The following is an 18679-nucleotide window of genomic DNA, read 5'->3' on the forward strand; positions in this document are numbered from 1 at the left end:
CCATTTAACTTCCTCCATGTCATTCATTAATGGTCGATGGAAAAATCATCGTAGCGTTCATTTAGGTATACATTTTCGCCTGTGGCGAAATTTATATTTCGAAGATCAAGCTCTGGGTCAAGTTGATTGACAAGCTGTTCTTCTTTGCTTTGTGTTAGTCTAAATAAGTCTCTATCTATGTCTTTCATTGATTTTTACCTCCTCGTATTTTATCATGTCCTAAACCAAATAAATTTCATTCTTTTAAATAAAAAAGAACGATAGGCAAATTTTTACCTTCGTTCCACAGCAGTCTATTCATTTTTACCGCCATCTTAATGCAATTGTTAACTGACTCGATTTAGTGCCAGCTACACTAGCCTCTAAATGAAGATTTAAACCATCAGGATTAAAGGTCGCTTTAACTTGCGACTTAATTCCTGTTGATTTTAACAATCGATTTACTTCCTTATCATTTGATGCTTGTGCAGCAGCCATTACCTGTTTTGCAAATTCTTTTGAATCAGCTAATTTAGCAAGCATTATGCTTGCATCCATCATTAGAATTCTCATTTCTTCTGCAGATTCCTTAAATAACGTCGGGTCAACTTCCGGTAATTTTCGATAATATGGGGCTGGATAATACGTACTAGGGTCAGGAAACACGGAATGTCTTGTGATGTTAGAATAATATCCTGGATACAAAACCGTCCTTGGTGGTCCTTGATTCCCATAGACAAACGGATGATAGTACAACTCTAGACCTCCCTTATCAAAATTCCCTTACAATATATGTTAATTTTTTGATAAGGTGCTTTTTATCCTTGCCCTCCGGATTTACATGCTTACAATGCCCAACATTTTTAACACAATTCCTTCCCACCTTTTCCAAGGAAGAACATTCTTTAGAAATATTGAGGAACTTACTCCTTTTCCCACAGGATAGCGAAGTTTGGACAAGGAACCCTTTTGGGCAAGCTTCACAATGAACTGTGCAACCTCAAGCGGGTCTCCATATGAAGCTTGGCCTTTTTCAAGTCTTGCTAGGATTTTCTTCATCATATGATGATAGGGAGATGTGGGTTGCAATGATTGTTCAGCAATCTTTGTTCCGCTGCTCCAAATATTCGTTTGGAATGAGCCAGGTTCAATTAGGGCAACGTCTATACCAAAAGGTCTTACTTCTAGCTGTAATGATTCACACCAGCCTTCTAAGGCGAATTTAGAGGCAACATATGGAGATAGACCTGGAAACCCGATTTTCCCACTGATACTGCTAATATTTATGATTTTTCCCGATCCTTGATGTCTCATATATGGAAGAACAAGTTTTGTAACCTCGATTAACCCGAAAAAATTTGTTTCAAATTGGGCTTTGTATTCATTCAGCGAAATTTCTTCGACAAACCCGCCTGTTGCAAAACCGGCGTTGTTCAATAGGATATCAATTCTCCCAAGATTATCTAGAGTTCCCCCAAAATCATGTAAGGACTTAGCATCCGTCACATCCAATTGACAAAAAAGAAGATTTTCTTCTAAAGTAGAATCATTTAATTTATGAAGTACATTTTTTTTCTTTTCTAAATCTCTCATTGTTGCTACAACAAAGTAGCCTTTTTTCAGAAACTCGATTGAACTTAAGAGTCCAAATCCACCTGAAGCACCGGTTATGATCACAATGGGTTTTTCCACGCTTTTCTCTCCTTAATCCATTTAAAAAGGTTTCTAATATTATCCATTTAATCTTATAATAGAAAGTAGTGAGTATCTACAATTTAATATTTCAACCTGATAAGGCAGGGATAAGATGGATCTAAATGAAATCGTGTCAATTATTCAGGAAAACGGATATATAGGACTTTATTTATGGTTGTGGGTGGGGGCTTTTATCATTCCAATCCCTAATGAAGTCATTGTTTCAACAATTGGATTTTTTGCTTCAGAGGATGTTTTTGTACCTTGGAGGATTTTTTTAGTTACATATGCAGGTATTCTAACAGCCGTCACTACCAGTTATATCTTTGGACGCTTTGCAGGACATGCGATGGTTGTCCTCTTAAATAAACAAAATAAGATGAGAAAAAAGATTGATCGTGGATTATCTCTTATTGAAAAATACAATGCGTTTGCGTTGGCTTTTTGTTACTTCGTACCAGGCTTTCGAATTCTATTTCCGTTCTTATTCGGTTTTAGTAAAATATCCTTTTTTAAATTTGCAACTACCCTTTACACAGCTATATTTGTATGGGTGTCCATTATTTTTTCTGTTGGGTATTTTGCAGGGGAAGAGTTCATAGACGGTTTTATTAAATATTACGATATTGTCATTGGTATAGCTGTTGCAGCAATGGTAGTATTTGTATTGGTTAAGATAAAAAAGACGCGAAAACTCCGTAAGCTTTCACATTGAGAGGATGTCCTAAAATGAAAAAGCTATCTTTAATTCTAGTATTATCTATAATAACTGGTTGTTCAGAGAAACAGCCTCTTGATGAACCTGTAAAGGAAACTGTTTCAAATCCGACTATTATTGCGACAAACCTCACCATTCCATGGATGATAACCAAAACAGACAGAACCTTCCTTATACCAGAACGTGTTGGGAGGTTATCAGAAATTGAGGAAGCTACTGGGAAAGTAACGCCACAGCAACTAAACCTTCAAAAAGAAATTGTACACCAAGGGGAGGGCGGCTTTCTTGGATTTACGCTTGCACCCGATTATGACTCAAATCAGGCATTTTTGTATCATACATATCTGGAGAACGGAGAAATTTTAAATCGCGTGATTCTTGTCGAAAGAAACGATTCAACTTGGGAAGAAAAGTCAGTCTTACTAGAGGGAATCCCTGGTGGAAGAATTCATAATGGAGGTCGAATTAAGATTGGCCCAGATCAAAAACTTTATGTTACAGCAGGTGATGCAGGAGTTCCGGAAAACTCTCAAAACAAAACAAGCCTTGCCGGCAAAATCCTTCGAATGAACCTAGATGGCTCTATTCCGAATGACAATCCTTTTCCTAACTCCTATGTCTATTCATATGGTCATCGGAACCCTCAAGGGCTTGCATGGAATGAAAAAGGAACATTATACAGCACAGAACATGGACAAAGTGCACATGATGAGATTAATCTGATTGAACCGGGTAAAAACTACGGATGGCCTGTTATTGAAGGGGATGAGACTGAGGCTGGTATGATAACACCAATTTATCATACAGGCGAGGAAACATGGGCACCTTCTGGCATCGATTATGCAAATGGCAAGCTTTATATCGCCACGTTACGTGGATCGAAAGTGAGAAGCTATGATGTTGAGTCAGGTAGAATTGACACGATCCTTGATATCAATAGCCGAATGAGAGACGTGTACATAGAAGATAGCACCCTTTATACCGTTTCAAATAACACAGACGGACGCGGGAATCCAAAAGAAGATGATGACAAGCTTCTTTCAATCCAATTATCAGCAATTCGGAAATAAACGAGAACGAGGAGAAGAAGAATGGTAGAAAATTCGTTAATCAAGACTTTAGGGATTACAATTGAAGAGGTGACACCTGACCGAGTGACAGCGACTATGCCAGTTGATGAACGCACACGTCAGCCTTTTGGTGTTTTGCATGGTGGGGCATCTGTTGCGTTAGCGGAAACTGTTGCTAGTGTAGGCACATACAATTTAGTAGATCGCGATACTCAAGGCTGTGCAGGTCTTGAAATTAATGCTAACCATATTCGCGCAAAAAAGGATGGCATCGTAAAAGCAATCGGCACTCCCCTTCATAAAGGAAGAACAACAATGGTCTGGGATGTAAAAATAGTCGACGAAGAAGATAACCTAATCTGCGTATCACGCTGCACCACAGCAATTATCAACTTGAAAAAATGAAGCCCGAAAAAGCGAGGACCCCAGGTGTCCTCGCTTTACTTTATTGACTAACTTTTTCTTTTTCTTTTACCTTTGAATGGTGTGCCTTATCTTTTAAGTCATCTTGGGAGCTTTTTTCCCAAAGTGGAACCTTTGTATTATAGGCAGCGCGGCTTATCAAATGTCCGGCAACTGGTGATGTCAGAAAGAGAAAGACGAATCCCAGAATCAACCTCGCATTCATATAGCCTTCAATGAGCCAGAAGTATAGAAACGTTCCAAGTAATATCGAAAGAACCCCTAGTGTCCCACTTTTAGATACTGCATGGTTTCTTGTGTACACATCTGGTAAACGGAGAATTCCAATCGCACTTAATATGCTTAAAAGTGCTCCGAATAAAATAATGACTGCGAACAAAATTTTAAGCGTCTCGGTCATGTTCAATTACGACTCCTTTCTCAAGGAACTTCGAAAAGGCTACCGTGCCAACAAATGCTACAATCGCAATCAGTAAGATGACCTCAAGGAATGAATTTGAGCGCAGAATGACTGAAATAATCGCGGTAATTCCAACTAAATTGACTCCAATTGCATCGAGTGCAATGACCTTGTCAGAAATCGAAGGTCCCTTAATTACACGGTATAAATAAGCAATCGTTGAAACCGATAAGCAGACAAGTGCAATATTAAGTATAATCTCAAACATTATCGGCTCACCTCCATAATTGCTTTTTCAAATGTACTTTTAATTGAATCGATTGCTTCGTCCACATCTTGTAAATCCATGGCGTGAACATAGATTAATTTTTTATCATCTGAAATATCCATTACCAATGTACCGGGAGTCAGCGTAATTAAATTTGAAAGCACCATGATTTCCCAGTCTTTTTTGACTTCGATAGGTAATGCAAAAATCCCAGGTTTGATATCAAGCTTTGGTTTTACAACTACCTTCATAATGGCATAATTTGATAGAATCAACTCTCTAAAGAAAATGATGATGAGTTTCATTACTGCCCACACATTATTTAGATAAAACCTGTGTGAGAAGGAACGACGTAAAATAAAGATTAGAAAAAGACCAATCAAATATCCGCCAAAAAAGGCTCCAAAGTCATAAGAATTCGAAATAAACATCCATGAAACGGCAATAAAAATATTTAATACCAATTGCAACAACATAATATCTACTCCTTTAAGACAGCTTGGACATAGATGGATGGGTCCGTTAAATCTTGAGCTGCTTGCGAGATATACGGATAGAACCATTCAGCACCAAATCCAAGTGCAATTGAGAGTGAAAGTAGAAGAGTGATTGGAAATAATAGTCCTTTTGTTGTTCCTTTTTCTTCTTCTTTCCTAAGCTTTGCTTCACCCCAGAAACCGTTAATGAAGATTTTCATTACCGAATAGAGGACTAGAAGACTTGAAATTAAAATTGCCGCAACCAGTGCATAATGCTCAGCAGCAAGGCTTCCTTTAACAATTAGAAGTTTGCCGATGAAACCACTAAATGGAGGGATACCTGCAAGTGAAATGGTTGCAATGAAGAACATCCAGCCTAAATATGGATGATGGTTGATTAAACCGCCCATTTTCTTCAAATTGCTTGTCCCCGTTATGACAATCATCGCCCCAACTAATAGGAAGAGGGCAGCTTTGATAATCATGTCATGAATTAAATAGTAAATCGACCCAGTAAGTGATGTCGGTGTTAATGTTGCAACACCTACCAAAATTACACCTACTGCGGTTAGAATATTGTAAATAATAATTTGTTTAACATCCCAGTATGCAACAGCTCCAATTACACCTACTAGAATTGTAAACCCTGCAAGGATTCCGATTAAGGTATGAGTAAAACCTGTATCGTGATAGAAAATAATCGTAAACGTTCGAATGATTGAATATACTCCAACCTTTGTTAATAACGCTCCAAATAGAGCTGTTATCGGTGTTGGTGGAGCATTATAAGAACCAGGCAACCAGAAAAATAGCGGGAAGATTGCACCTTTCAACCCGAACACGACTAAAAATAGGATTGAGATAACAGTCACAATACCTGGTTGTCCAAGTTCACTAATTTTTGCTGATAAATCTGCCATATTAACTGTTCCTGTTACTGCGTATAAATAGGCAACGGCAATAACAAAAAGGGCAGATGAGATCACGTTTACCAAGATGTATTTAATTGATTCACGTAATTGTGGCTTTGTCCCACCATGAACAATTAGGACATAAGAAGCCATTAGCATGACCTCGAAAAATACGAAGAGGTTGAAAAGATCCCCTGTTAAGAATGCACCTAATACCCCAACCATTAGGAATTGTACTGCCGCATAGTAGAAGAAAGCTTCTCTTTCTTTCCCGATATTCTTGAATGAATAGATTGTACACGCTAAGACTACAATACTGCCTGTAGTAACAAGTAATGAAGCAAGCATATCGGCTACTAGTACAATTCCGAAAGGAGCGTCCCAGTCACCGAGGTTAAGAGTTTGAATCCCATTATGATAGACCTGATTAACAAGGCTTAATGACACAAGGACAGTTAGGATTGTTGAGATTAAGCTGATAACTCTTGATGCTTTCGTATATTTATTTACAAAGATAAGTATGATTCCCGTCATGAGAGGAATCAATATTGGAAGGATTACAAAATTATTCATCGCTATCATTTCCCCTTAATTTATCCATGTTATCCGTTCCAAGCTCTTGATAGGAGCGATACGCAAGCACTAGAATAAACGATGTTACCCCAAAGCTAATTACGATCGCAGTTAAAATAAGGGCTTGTGGAAGTGGATCAACATATGCCTTCGTACCCTCTACTAAAATAGGAGCAGCTCCATGCTTTAACCCACCCATCGTTAAAATCAATAAATGGGCACCATGACTTAGCAAACCTGTCCCAATAATGACACGAATTAGACTTTTTGAAAGCATCATATATGTCGCTGCCGTAAACAAAATACCGATAACAATAGCCATTAAAATCTCCATAAATCATTCATCCTCCCCGATTGTTTGGATAATGGTCATGGTTACTCCTACAACAACTAAATAAACACCGGTATCGAATAATACAGCAGTGGCAAGTTCTGTTTTCCCGAAAATTGGTAAATTAAAGTAACCAAATGTATGGGATAAGAAGGGTACATCGAAAAAGAATGAACCCATTGCAGTTAAAGTTGCAATTAATAACCCGAGAGCCGCTACCTTTTTAAAGTCAAAAGGTAAGGCTTTTTTTACTGTTTTCATATCGAATGCTAAAAGGAGAAGGACGATTGCTGCAGCTGAAATCAGTCCACCGATAAATCCTCCTCCTGGAGTATTATGACCTGCAAAAAAGAGATTCAAGGAATAGGCAAGAATAATGAAAACAGTTATCTTTGTTGCTGTTTGTAGGATTAAATCATTTGTTTTCATCCTTCTTTCCTCCTTGTTAAACGTAATTTAATCATTGTAAATATACCTAGTGCTGCTATTCCGAGCACAGTAATTTCAAACAATGTATCAAAGCCACGGAAGTCTACTAATATGACGTTAACTATATTTGTACCTCCGCCTTTTTTATAGCTATTTTCTACAAAATAACTTGAGATAGAGTCAATCAATCTTGTGCTATTTGCGGAAATCGCAAGTAAAGTAACAATGGTTCCAACCCCTAATGAAATAATGAGGTTTGTAAGACGAAAACGCATTGGTTTTTCTTTTTTGTGTAGCTTTGGTAAGTGATAGAAACACAAAAGGAATAAGGAAACAGATACTGTTTCAATTACGAGCTGAGTCAACGCTAAATCAGGTGCGCGGAATAGCACAAAGAATAACGAAACTGAATATCCAACTGCACCAAGTGCGATAATTGCCGTAAGTCTTGATTTGGCGAAAACAGTTGTCGCTACGCCACCCACAAGAACAAATGCTAGCACGGCTTCAAAAAGTCGAACTGGCGCAACATGTGTTAAATCAAAAGCAAATGCATTTTTAATAATGAGCGCACTTCCAATTGCTAAGATAAAGAATGCAAACATAATCACTAAGTAGTCACGAATAACCCCAGTCATATAGAAGCGATTTAACTTTGATGCTGACCTCTCCATTCCAATAATCCCATTGTCATAAAGATTGTTTAAAGTTAAGCGCTTGGAAAAGACATTGTAAATGCCTGTCCATTTTGCAAGCGAAAGAAACATAAGGGTTCCTAACACAACAACTCCAATTGACATAAAGAGCGGTGCATTCCATCCGTGGAAATATTCAAAATGAACATGATAGTTTGAATCACCATCAAGTAAGCTTGGAACGATGGATGCCACAGCTGGTTCAATTAAACTTGGAGCCAGAATGTTTGAAAACAAACCAAAAATGATAACAAGTGAAGCTAGGATAATTGGCGAGATTAACATCCCAATTGGTGCTTCATGTGGTTTTTTATCCAGTTTTTCAAACTGAGCTTTTCCAGTAAAAGTTTTAAAGACTAGGATCATACTGTAAATGAACGTGAATACACTAGCAATCCAACCGATGATAGGGAAAAGAATACCTAATGTTTCCATATTGAAAATATCAAGTGTCGTTGCATTTACAATGGCTGTAAAGAACGCTTCTTTACTTAAGAAACCATTAAATGGTGGTAGACCTGCCATTGAAAAGGCGCCAATAACAGCCAATGTGAAGGTGATTGGCATCACGGTCATTAATCCACCAAGCTTGCGTATATCACGGGTACCTGTTTCATGGTCGACAATACCTACAACCATGAACAAACTTCCTTTGAATGTCGCGTGGTTAATTAAGTGGAAAATAGCGGCGACTATTGCAGCCAAATAAATATTGGTATCAAGATGGTCATAATGAAGAGCAGCTGAACCAATTCCTAATAGGGACATAATCATCCCCAGTTGACTTACTGTTGAAAATGCGAGAATTCCTTTTAAATCTGTTTGTTTAACGGCACTAAATGAGCCCCAGAACAAGGTAATGATTCCAAAGGTTGAGATAATCCAAAACCATTCACTTGATCCAGCAAAAATTGGACTTAAGCGCGCAACTAAATAAATACCTGCCTTTACCATTGTTGCTGAGTGAAGATACGCACTAACAGGTGTTGGTGCTTCCATTGCATCCGGTAACCAAATATGGAACGGAAATTGAGCTGATTTTGTAAAAGCACCTAATAAAATTAATAGCATTGCCGGAATGAATAGTGAATTTGATGGTAATGTATCCACTTGAGCAATCATCTCACGAATACTGAATGTATTCGTCATGAGTGATAGTAAAACAAATCCAGCTAGCATGGATAAACCACCAAACACGGTGATTAACATTGATTTAAGTGCACCATACCTAGACTTTTCACGATTATGCCAGTATCCAATTAGTAGAAAAGAAGATAGACTAGTTAACTCCCAAAACGTGTAAAGCATAATCACATTATCGGAGAGGACAACTCCAAGCATAGCTCCCATAAAACAGAGTAGGTACACATAAAAGTTATGTAGGGATTCCTTTTCTTTCGATAAATAGTAGATAGAGTAGAGAACAACCAATGCTCCAATACCTGTAATCAGTAAGGCAAACAAGAGTCCTAATCCATCAATGTACGCAGTGAAATTTACTCCAATGGAAGGTATCCATTCTGCGGTACGAATTATCGGATTTCCATTCATCGTGTCCTTCATAAATGGAAAGAAATAAGAAAATAGTAGTACAGGTAGAAATAGTACAAACCAACCTGTATGAATCCCGCGCAAATATTTGCGTAAAAAAGGAATTAAGATAGCCAATATAAATGGAGATAATATGGCCCAATGTACAAGTGACAAAACAGTACCCCCTCAAACAAAATTATCAAATGCGCCTTGGCGTATTTGCCGCCCGATTTTTTTCGAGCTTGCTCGAAAAACTACCTTTTAAAAATCGTGGCATCCGCCGGTGGCTTTAACTTTATTCAGCCAAGGTTAGACCCAGTTCAATTTGTAGTTTTTTTTACAATATCACTCATTGAAGTAGAAGCCTTATGCTGAATAAAGTTACATCTTATAAAAGTATATAACAATTATTACGAACTTGCATGCCTTGCAACTTCTAGTGTTACCTAGATATTTAGTTGTTATTAAATATGAAGAGATGTGTTCTTATGAACAAAAAAATTTTTTTAAAATAGATTGTATAAAAATGCTTTTCGAAATGAATGCTAGTAGCAAGAGGTGAGTTTTGTGAATGTGAAAAAAGGAATTGTGGCAATTGCGATTTTTGCCTTCTTGTTTACAATAGCGTGGGTAATTCATGACCAAACGAAGAGAGAATATATCGTAGAAGAACAAGTTGATAACAATCAACAATTTCAAATACAAACAATTGATTCGACACAAACTGAGGAAACAACGGTCTACCCAAAATTCAAACCACGTGAATATATTCGGATCGAACATCGAAAATAAAAAAAGGATGAGACAAAAAGCATCTCATCCTAAATCATACTGTTATTTCTTACCATTGGAACCGGAATAGCTTTATTATGGAACATCATAATTAAGATGGGACATCCAAGAAGAGCCAAGAGAGTAAATAAACTAAATAATAAATTCGAAGTTAATGTAATTCCAGCTTCATAACCAGCTTCCATATAATCATCGTATAGAGCAGCAATTTCCTGATCATCAGGGAAATTTGCGAGCATTAGAAATTCTTTGTTTTCCGTATCATAATAAAAGAATTCATGTTTTTGAATATAAAAAATGCTATCGCGTTTTAATTTATATGCTACGTGCCCTACGACAACATTGGCTGTATACGTATCAATTTCTTCTTCATTTTTCTCTGTACTTGGATCATCCGCCGTGATGACTTTTGTAATTTCTGCTTCCTTCGTAATGGTATTAACCACTTCAGCAGAACCTTCCGCATAATAATTAATTTCCTTCAGTTTCTCATTAACCGCTTTTGTGAAATCTGATTCCCCAGATGCACCTGCCGTACTTAAGAAGGTGAAAAAAGCCAAACAACAGACAATCATCAAAAATAATAACCCTTTTTTCATCTAACCCCTCTTTTCCCATAATAGTAGTCCTTACTCTATATGTATTTACAAAAAAGAGATTTACCACTAAAATCGAAAAGAACAACGCAGTGAAGTATTGATATGAGGAATTGAAAATGAAGAATACATATTTTACAAGTTACTTTCCGCTTATTTCTATTATCCTTTTTAGTATCTCGTTTGCGATTTTGACTGAATTGAAAACATTAGAGCTACTTAAACAAATTGGTATCTACCGTGGAATGCAGGAGTTTTTCTCCCCAACCTGGATTAATTTTGCGATCTTTTTTGTGTTTTTCTTGATTTATTTCATGGTATTTGCCGCTCTAAAATTAATCTCGAATACATTGCTTGAACTTTCCCTTTTGTTTTTTACGAGGGACAGTAATGGAGAAAGTTTGCCCAAAATACGTGTCGGTTCCTTCTTCTATCTTGTTGGAGGAACGGTTTCACTTGCTTTTGTCCAATCCTTTTATGGCATCGTCATTGTCCTGTTACTCGCAACTCTTGGATATTTTATTTTTTTCGTCTATAAAATACAAGACACCTTATCTTTCGGTGGATTAATTGGATTAGTCTTTTTTCATACACTAAGTTGGTTCACGTTTTTTATGACCGTAACTTATGTATGTATTCGGTTATACAACAGTATTATCGCTAGCTTACCAATCTAAAAAAGCGAGCCAATTACTGGCTCGCCTTCATAATATCCTTCCATATATATATTTGCGGTTTTCGTGATTCCATATAGTAAATGCTTTTGTTCTGATCATGACCGACCCATACACCTGCTGTATACTTTTCGGTTAAACCGACGAACCATAGGTCTTTTACATCATTTGTGGTTCCAGTTTTTCCACCAATATAACCGCTAGAAAAATTCGCTTCTTTAGCCGTTCCAGATTTAACAACGTCGGCAAGTAATGACTTTACCTTTTGATTAGCTGAACGACTCCAAACCGTTGAAGATTGTTCATTCCATTCATAAAGGATCTTTCCTTGTAAATCGGTTACCCTTGTAATACCACGAGCTTGAATAAATTGACCATTATTTGCAAATGTTGCAAATGCATTTGTCATTTCTAAAGGGGACATCCCGTATGTAAAACCGCCAATGGCCGCGGGTAAATAGTGGTCCTCTTTAACCACATTCGAAAAGTGAAGCTTATCCAAATAATTGAAACCATTTTCAACCCCAACCCTTTCTAACAGACGAACAGCAGGGGTATTATAGGAATACTTAAAAGCCGTTTGTAAGCTAACATTTCCATATTGGCCACCGCCATAATTTCGCGGGCAATATCCGTTTTTGCAATAATTGTTTGCATTAATTGTCTGTGAGACAGAGGCACCTGTTTGATCAAAATAAGGTGCATAAACAAGCAATGGTTTAATCGCAGAGCCAGGTTGACGGAAAGCTTGGTATGCCCTGTGAAAGGAAAACTTTTCGTAATTTTTCCCACCAACAATGGCGACAAGTTGATTCCTGCTATGTTCGATAACTGCAGCAGCACCTTGAACGTTTGCGTTTGGTAAATATCGTTCCACTGAATGTATAGCGGCTTCCTGTATTGAAGGGTTCAATGCTGTTTCAATGATGATTCCAGACTTGAGAGTCTCTTTTACCTTAGTATCTAATTCTTTCTGCAGTTTTTCCTTTTCATCATTTGAAGTTGCTGACTTTATTTTTTGGTTAAATCCATCTTTTTCAGCAATTAATTCCTCAAACTCTTGATAAATATAGGTCGTATAATCAGGATACTGGTCGACGATTTTCTCCTTTTTTGCAAGTTCAATCGGCTCATGTAGCGCTTTTTCATATTCCTCTTTTGTAATTTTTCCTGCTTCGGCTAAGTTTTGTAAAATCCGTTCTTGTCTTTCTTTTGTATTTGAGAAATGCGTAACTGGATTATAAAGAGATGGATTATTTGGTATCGCACTTAAAAAAGCAATTTTCGCGAGTGACGCATCTTTGATGGATTGATTAAAATAAAGCTGAGAAGCAGTTTCAATCCCATATGCCCCATTTTGAAAATAAATCGCATTTATGTACAATGTTATAATCTCTTCTTTTGAAAGGTTCCGCTCAAGTTGATACGAATACAATAGTTCACTTAACTTTCGGTTATAGGTTTTTTCGTTGGTTAAATAGAGATTTCTAGCTAGCTGCTGCGTAAGTGTACTTCCACCTTGGTCGATAGAATCATTTTGTAAGTTAACAAGAGCAGCTCTACTTATTCCGGATATATCAAAGCCTAGATGCTCATAAAAATGCTGATCCTCAATGGTAATAAACAGATCCTTTACAATTTGCGGAATCTCATCCTTAGTGAGCGTGATCCGATTCTCGCTATGGTGAATCTCTGAAATTACTTTTCCTGTTCTGTCCGTTATGTAGCTTGTTTGTGGTAACACCACTTCATCAATTGGGATTTTTTCATCCAGCACAGCTGGAAAACTTTTTGCAAGCTTCAACTCCTCGTTTACTTGGAATAGTACAAACAAAAACAACAGTAAAAGTAAAAAAGTGATGATGTACCCTGTTTGTCTTCTCATTTAAAACACTCTCTCGAAATATACTATACTAGTATTATATAAAAAAAGAGATGGCAATCGCCATCTGTTTAAGCAGCTTGTTGAGTTGATTTTTCAGAATGCCGAACAACACTTAGCCATAAGATTATTGCTCCCGTTAAAAAGAGACCACTTGTTACGAAAAAGACGGTAGAAATTCCGAAAAAACCACTAAGAATCCCACCAGAAATCGGACCAATGACATTTCCTAGAAACCGAAAACTTACATTATAGCCTTGAACTTCGCCTTGCATGGAAAGTGGTGCGACCTGACGGATATAAGCTGTCATGCAAGGGATGAGCCCTCCAACGGCCATTCCAAATAAAAATCGACAAACTACAAGTTGCCATAACTCGGTCACAAGTCCTTGCGGAATAAACATAATCGAGGACGCAAGCAAGAGGATTGTTAAGATTTTTTCATGGCCAATGCTGTCACCGATTTTACCCCATTGTCTCGTGAATAATAAATTTCCAAAACCGGTCGCGGAAAATGCCATCCCAGCCAAGAACACAATATTACTACTGTCTGTTAAATGCGTAACATATAATGCAAGTAAGGGCTGAATACTAAAATTAGCGACCTGGATGAGAGTCGAGATAAGCATAATGGTTAATAAAACCGGATGCTTGAGGATATGAATTAAAACCTCTTTACGGGTATACTTTTTGGCAGTAGTACTTGTTTCATTCGCTCGTACCTCTTTAATACCACCAGCAACTAAGACGACTGCCCCTAAAATCACGACCGCAGTGAGGACAAAGGTATATTGGAAACCGACTGCATCTGCAAGCAATCCACCTAATAATGGACCGAATAATGCTCCTGACACATTCCCCATTTGAAGTGTTCCTAACGTTTTTCCGGCAATTTCTTTCGGTGTTTGTGCGGAAATGAGGGCAAGGGAGGTTGGAATAAAACCTGTTACAGCACCCATGAAGAGTCTCAAGAAAAATAATTGCTTTACCGAGTTCACATATCCCATTAAAAAAATACTAACGGCAATACCAATACCTGTAATGATAAGAATTTTTTTGTAGCCATTTCGATCACCAAAACGTCCCCATATCGGTGAAATAAAAAAAGCCGTAACAAAGGTTGCTGCAAAAACTAATCCAGCCCACCTTTGTACAAAGCTATCTGAGTAATCACCAAAGGTTTCGATGTATAAAGAGAGAAATGGCATTATCATTGTAGCACTTGCAGCAACAAAGAAATTGGCAAACCACATGATCAAAAGATTTCGCTTAGCTGATTGAATCGGAAACACCTTCTTAATTCGAATATTTCGACTTACTAAATATTATAGAATATTATTGTTACTTAATCAATTACGCCTTGGCGTATTTGCGCCTGATTTTTTCGAGCTTGCTCGAAAATTACCTTTGAAAAATCATGGCATCCGCCGGAGGCTATAACTATATTCAAGCGGGCTCAAAGCCTGTTTGAATATAGTTAAGGTTAAATAGCATATATATTATAAATATATTCTGAAAAATACAGTAAACCGTGCTATAATATTTAAAAAGATGTTCGTTGATTTTATATTGTAAGGTAGTATCTAACTTTACTAGACTAATATGATAAAGGAGGTTTAGGAGTGGATAATCAGCATCAATATTTGTTTATTGATTTTGAATTTACAATGCCAGAGAGAAAAAACAACCCACAAGGATTTTACCCCGAGATTATTGAAGTTGGACTTGTTTGCGTGAGGAACCAAAAAATAATCGAACAATACTCATCATATGTGAAACCAATAAAATTTCCTACATTAACAGAACGATGTAAGTCCTTTTTAAACATTTCTCAAGAGCAAGTCGATCACGGTATCACATTTCAAGAGTTGGTTAATAAGCTCTCAGGGTATGAAAATCATTCATCTAGCACCATCATCACATGGGGAAATATGGATATGAAGGTTTTGCGCCATAATTCTCAACGGGCTGGAATTCCTTTTCCTTTTAAAGGAAAGCAAAGGGACTTGTCTATGGAATATAAACGCTTTTTTGGGGACCAAAATCAGACAGGTCTTTGGAAGGCGGTCCAAGAGTATGGTAAAGAAGGGACAGGCAAACATCATTGTGCCCTTGATGACGCCCTTACAACCTTTAATATATTCAAGTTAGTTGAAAACGATAAACGCTATTTATCCAAACCAGAGCCAACAACTATCGGTGATCGAGTCGATTTCTCGAAAGTATTAAATAAATTTGCACTATAAAAAACCAATTCGCTCATCAAGTGAATTGGTTTTTATTTTTAAAATTTGATAGCACTGTCGAATTTTTACAATTGATTTGAAAAATAATCGCATCCCGTTAGGATATCCTAATTTCAAAAGGAGGGATGCCTTATGTTTATTGGCCATAAAATAGAAAATCCACAAACTGTATGTTTATATATAGATCCCCAGCTAGAGGAGTTTTCAAGTGAAATTGGTACACCAGAACAAGGCAAAAAGCTTCATCTAAACGAAAGCATTCGCATGTATCTCAATGAAAAAGTCCCTACCCTAAATCCGAATATCGTAAAGGTCATGATGGGGACAATGGTAATCGCAACAATTACTTTAGTGGGAGGACACCATTCCTCTAAAGTAGAGGCAGCCAGCAATAACCAAGCAAGTTCCCAAACCCAAACAACGCATACGGTTGCAAACGGTGATACACTATATGGAATTGCAAAACAATATAATCTAACCGTGTCCCAGGTAAAACAACTAAACCATTTAACCGGTGATATGATCTACCCTGGACAAACGCTTGTAATTAGTGAGGCCAAACCTCCACAAACGACAGCAACGTATACAGTCACCCGTGGTGACACACTTTACTCCATTGCTAATTCTTATAACATGAGTGTTGATCAAATCAAGCAATTAAATAATCTAACTTCAAACACCATCCATGTGGGACAAACCCTACAAGTAATCGGTACTGCACCACAGACCACTCAAATACAAGACAACACATATACGGTTCAACCTGGCGATTCATTATATTCGATAGCCCAGCGAGCCAACACAACGGTTGACCAAATCATGAAAAATAATAACTTAACATCATCGATGCTCTATGTGGGTCAAACATTACAGCTAGGAAATACAGCAACAGCCCCACAGAAAAATGTAGCAAGTGCTACATATACCGTAAAAGCAGGAGATACCTTATATGGAATTGCTCGAACTTATAATATGAGTGTGACGGAGCTTAAAAACATCAATAATCTGACAACAAATACCCTTTCAATTGGACAAGTTTTAAAAGTGAGTGGAACTGCTCAAGCTGAACAAGGAACACAAAACCGAGAGCAGGTGCTTCAAGATTTAGTGAATGACTCGTATAATTTTGTAGGAATTCCGTACCTGTGGGGAGGAACGACAACAGCTGGATTTGATTGTTCTGGTTTCGTTTCCTTTATGCATTCGCGTCATGGAATTGATATCCCAAGAACTACATCAGCAGGCTATTATACGATGGGGACGCCTGTCTCAAAAGCAAATTTACAGCAGGGAGACCTCGTGTTTTTTGCGGTCAATGATACAGGCCGTATCTCCCATGTCGGCTTTTATGTAGGGAATAACAAGTTTATTTCCGCCACATCTTCAAAGGGAATAGACGTTGTATCGATGGATAATACGTATTGGTCTAAATATTATGTAGGCGCCAAGCGGGTTTACTAAAAAAGTAAAACCTACGGAACAATTGAATCCGTAGGTTTTCTATGTTTTCGGCCAATAATTGTAATTTATGGCCGATAAGGTAAAAATACGGCTTATAAATTAAATTTACGGCCAATAAATACATTTTATGGTCATTAGCCTAAAATTCGACTCAAGGGCTTATTTAAAATAATCTTTCTCCAACACGTTCATGTTTTCAAGACTACGTAGTGCCCATTCTGTTCCTTCAGCTTCTAAATCATTCTTTGTTTTTTCCACTGCTTCTCTTAAAGAGGTCTTATATTCAGGAACTTCCTCTTTGTAATGGCGTACCATCTTTTTTGGAACATTTGTCTGCTCGTTAAAAGCAAGTGCTCTCCGTTCTTGAAAAAGTGGAACATTAACATCCTTCGGTGAATGAATATCCCCTTGCATTGGATGCTTTAAGACAGCCTTTACCTTCACAAGATAATGCTCAGGCTTGATTGCTGTAATTTCTCCAATATATTTTCCAGTCTTATAAATTCCAGTTACAATGTCACCAACTTTAAATTCATCAGACATTCTAATCACTCCTTCTGCAAATTTCTAACTCTTTTCATTATAACCGACGTCATTCGAACAAGCATCTTATAACACGTCTTAGGTTTGTGTTATAATGTAAAAAGCTATCATTATAGGTTGAAAGGTGTGTAGGAATGCCAGTATTAAACCTGTTTCTATATTTCCCTGAGGATAAATCAGAATATATTCCAGCTGGAATAACTACTGTTATTTGCTTAATTATTGCGTTTATCGTGTTTCGCTTATTTATCAAGCATTCAAAAAAAGAACAAGCGAAAGCTGAGGAACTAGAGAAGCAATTAATAAAACAAGACAAAAATAATTTCATGAAGTAATTTTAGGTGATTCTATGGAAAATCAACAAGCCAATTTACAAATTATGATTATGCTGCAAGAATGGGATCCACTTGGCTATGGAGTCGGTTCTTATGAAACAGAAGCGGTGGATGTTTTACAGGCAGCCCATCAATTTGATAATCCCGGTAAATTAGCAAGAAAAATACAGTCTATTTTTGAATTCTCCTTTGAGGAAGTCATTCCACTAAAAGAATGTGAGGACATGGCTGTAAAACTCTTATCCATTTTAAATAATGCGACGTGCGAACTGTAAAAAAGATGGGGCAACCCATCTTTTTTTGTATATTAAGGGTTTTGTACGGGTTCTTTGATGATTTGGATAGGGAGGGATGGCGCTGCTCTCCATTTACCCTTTAACTTAAATGATGAAGGGGATTCGTGGGGGAATTTTCGTATCAAATCCCCTTCATAGACACAATGAAGAGGAATCGGTCGGTAATCTTCGTATCAAATCCCCTTCATAGACACGATGAAGAGGAATCGAGTGGGAATTTTCGAACCAAATCCCCTTCATAGACGCGATGAAGCGGAATCAATCGGGAATCTTCGTATCAAATCCCCTTCATAGACGTGATGAAGAGGAATCGGTCGGGAATTTTCGTACCAAATCCCCATCATAGACGG

23 protein-coding genes are annotated in these 18679 nt (G+C 37.4%); 9 read left to right on the forward strand and 14 right to left on the reverse strand.

The genetic code is table 11. From position 1 onward, the window contains the following. Positions 1–26 precede the first annotated feature (26 nt). The 3 genes from CKK03_RS23630 to CKK03_RS06335 form a co-directional block, all read right to left on the reverse strand. Entirely contained in the window at positions 27–188 is a 162-nt protein-coding gene (locus tag CKK03_RS23630) for a hypothetical protein (protein ID WP_180271170.1), read from the reverse strand. A 115-nt stretch (positions 189–303) separates the two neighbouring features. Next, positions 304–735, reverse strand: coding sequence for a YuzC family spore coat inner layer protein (locus tag CKK03_RS06330; RefSeq protein ID WP_099361744.1), 432 nt, complete (start codon positions 733–735; stop codon positions 304–306). Between the two features lie 81 nt (positions 736–816). Further along, on the reverse strand, positions 817–1671 hold the full coding sequence (locus CKK03_RS06335; RefSeq protein ID WP_099361745.1) for an oxidoreductase: 855 nt from the start codon (positions 1669–1671) through the stop codon (positions 817–819). A gap of 115 nt (positions 1672–1786) precedes the next feature. Between CKK03_RS06335 and CKK03_RS06340 the strand changes: the two genes are divergently transcribed. From CKK03_RS06340 to CKK03_RS06350, 3 genes are read left to right on the forward strand one after another with little or no spacing between them, the layout of a single operon-like run. Then, positions 1787–2389: a DedA family protein gene (locus tag CKK03_RS06340; protein WP_099361746.1), complete on the forward strand. Its 603-nt coding sequence runs from the start codon at positions 1787–1789 to the stop codon at positions 2387–2389. Positions 2390–2403: 14 nt separating this feature from the next. Then, complete coding sequence (locus CKK03_RS06345) at positions 2404–3462, forward strand: PQQ-dependent sugar dehydrogenase (RefSeq protein WP_099361747.1); 1059 nt, start codon at positions 2404–2406, stop codon at positions 3460–3462. Between the two features lie 21 nt (positions 3463–3483). Then, positions 3484–3867, forward strand: a complete 384-nt coding sequence (locus CKK03_RS06350; protein WP_099361748.1) for a hotdog fold thioesterase — start codon at positions 3484–3486, stop codon at positions 3865–3867. 40 nt (positions 3868–3907) lie between these two features. Here the strand turns inward: CKK03_RS06350 and mnhG are convergent, their stop codons facing one another. The 7 genes from mnhG to CKK03_RS06385 are packed head-to-tail and all read right to left on the reverse strand — an operon-like array spanning position 3908 to position 9678. Beyond that, complete coding sequence (gene mnhG / locus CKK03_RS06355; RefSeq protein ID WP_099361749.1) at positions 3908–4285, reverse strand: monovalent cation/H(+) antiporter subunit G; 378 nt, start codon at positions 4283–4285, stop codon at positions 3908–3910. Then, the gene (locus tag CKK03_RS06360) at positions 4269–4553 is read right to left on the reverse strand and encodes a Na(+)/H(+) antiporter subunit F1 (RefSeq protein WP_099361750.1); all 285 of its coding nucleotides are present in this window, start codon (positions 4551–4553) and stop codon (positions 4269–4271) included. The genes mnhG and CKK03_RS06360 overlap by 17 nt, the downstream gene beginning before the upstream one ends. Next, on the reverse strand, positions 4553–5029 hold the full coding sequence (locus tag CKK03_RS06365) for a Na+/H+ antiporter subunit E (protein WP_099361751.1): 477 nt from the start codon (positions 5027–5029) through the stop codon (positions 4553–4555). Before CKK03_RS06365 ends, CKK03_RS06360 begins: the two co-directional genes overlap by 1 nt. A 5-nt stretch (positions 5030–5034) precedes the next feature. Next, on the reverse strand, positions 5035–6516 hold the full coding sequence (locus CKK03_RS06370; protein WP_099361752.1) for a Na+/H+ antiporter subunit D: 1482 nt from the start codon (positions 6514–6516) through the stop codon (positions 5035–5037). After that, entirely contained in the window at positions 6509–6850 is a 342-nt protein-coding gene (locus CKK03_RS06375) for a Na(+)/H(+) antiporter subunit C (protein WP_099361753.1), read from the reverse strand. Before CKK03_RS06375 ends, CKK03_RS06370 begins: the two co-directional genes overlap by 8 nt. 3 nt (positions 6851–6853) lie before the next feature. Further along, positions 6854–7276, reverse strand: coding sequence for a Na(+)/H(+) antiporter subunit B (locus CKK03_RS06380; protein ID WP_099361754.1), 423 nt, complete (start codon positions 7274–7276; stop codon positions 6854–6856). Beyond that, on the reverse strand, positions 7273–9678 hold the full coding sequence (locus CKK03_RS06385) for a Na+/H+ antiporter subunit A (protein ID WP_099361755.1): 2406 nt from the start codon (positions 9676–9678) through the stop codon (positions 7273–7275). Before CKK03_RS06385 ends, CKK03_RS06380 begins: the two co-directional genes overlap by 4 nt. A 393-nt stretch (positions 9679–10071) precedes the next feature. Here CKK03_RS06385 and CKK03_RS06390 point away from each other — a divergent pair, with 393 nt between their 5' ends. Beyond that, entirely contained in the window at positions 10072–10296 is a 225-nt protein-coding gene (locus CKK03_RS06390; RefSeq protein ID WP_099361756.1) for a hypothetical protein, read from the forward strand. 29 nt (positions 10297–10325) lie between these two features. On the opposite strand, the gene CKK03_RS06395 is transcribed toward CKK03_RS06390, so the two are convergent. Beyond that, positions 10326–10895, reverse strand: a complete 570-nt coding sequence (locus tag CKK03_RS06395; protein WP_099361757.1) for a hypothetical protein — start codon at positions 10893–10895, stop codon at positions 10326–10328. Positions 10896–11011: 116 nt separating this feature from the next. Here CKK03_RS06395 and CKK03_RS06400 point away from each other — a divergent pair, with 116 nt between their 5' ends. Beyond that, positions 11012–11569 carry a DUF5366 family protein gene (locus CKK03_RS06400; protein ID WP_099361758.1) on the forward strand — a complete coding sequence of 186 codons (558 nt, stop codon included), beginning with the start codon at positions 11012–11014 and terminating at the stop codon, positions 11567–11569. A 13-nt stretch (positions 11570–11582) separates the two neighbouring features. Here the strand turns inward: CKK03_RS06400 and CKK03_RS06405 are convergent, their stop codons facing one another. Both CKK03_RS06405 and CKK03_RS06410 read right to left on the reverse strand, forming a co-directional pair. Next, positions 11583–13451: a transglycosylase domain-containing protein gene (locus CKK03_RS06405; protein ID WP_099361759.1), complete on the reverse strand. Its 1869-nt coding sequence runs from the start codon at positions 13449–13451 to the stop codon at positions 11583–11585. Positions 13452–13519: 68 nt separating this feature from the next. Beyond that, positions 13520–14701 (reverse strand): MFS transporter, encoded by a 1182-nt coding sequence (locus CKK03_RS06410; RefSeq protein ID WP_099361831.1) that lies wholly within the window; start codon positions 14699–14701, stop codon positions 13520–13522. A gap of 369 nt (positions 14702–15070) precedes the next feature. Between CKK03_RS06410 and kapD the strand changes: the two genes are divergently transcribed. Together kapD and CKK03_RS06420 are read left to right on the forward strand one after the other, a co-directional pair. Next, positions 15071–15694: a 3'-5' exonuclease KapD gene (gene kapD / locus CKK03_RS06415; RefSeq protein WP_099361760.1), complete on the forward strand. Its 624-nt coding sequence runs from the start codon at positions 15071–15073 to the stop codon at positions 15692–15694. A 132-nt stretch (positions 15695–15826) separates the two neighbouring features. Next, a complete protein-coding gene (locus CKK03_RS06420; RefSeq protein WP_099361761.1) occupies positions 15827–17155 on the forward strand; it encodes a C40 family peptidase in 1329 nt (442 codons plus the stop codon). A gap of 159 nt (positions 17156–17314) precedes the next feature. Here the strand turns inward: CKK03_RS06420 and kapB are convergent, their stop codons facing one another. Further along, positions 17315–17698, reverse strand: a complete 384-nt coding sequence (gene kapB / locus CKK03_RS06425; RefSeq protein WP_099361762.1) for a kinase-associated lipoprotein KapB — start codon at positions 17696–17698, stop codon at positions 17315–17317. Between the two features lie 134 nt (positions 17699–17832). Here kapB and CKK03_RS06430 point away from each other — a divergent pair, with 134 nt between their 5' ends. Together CKK03_RS06430 and CKK03_RS06435 are read left to right on the forward strand one after the other, a co-directional pair. Then, positions 17833–18033, forward strand: coding sequence for a hypothetical protein (locus CKK03_RS06430; RefSeq protein ID WP_099361763.1), 201 nt, complete (start codon positions 17833–17835; stop codon positions 18031–18033). Between the two features lie 14 nt (positions 18034–18047). Continuing rightward, positions 18048–18308, forward strand: coding sequence for a DUF1871 family protein (locus tag CKK03_RS06435; RefSeq protein ID WP_099361764.1), 261 nt, complete (start codon positions 18048–18050; stop codon positions 18306–18308). Positions 18309–18679 lie beyond the last annotated feature (371 nt).

Origin of the sequence: Fredinandcohnia onubensis (assembly GCF_002734215.1) — a bacterium.
In the GTDB taxonomy this organism is placed as follows: domain Bacteria; phylum Bacillota; class Bacilli; order Bacillales; family Bacillaceae_L; genus Ferdinandcohnia; species Ferdinandcohnia onubensis.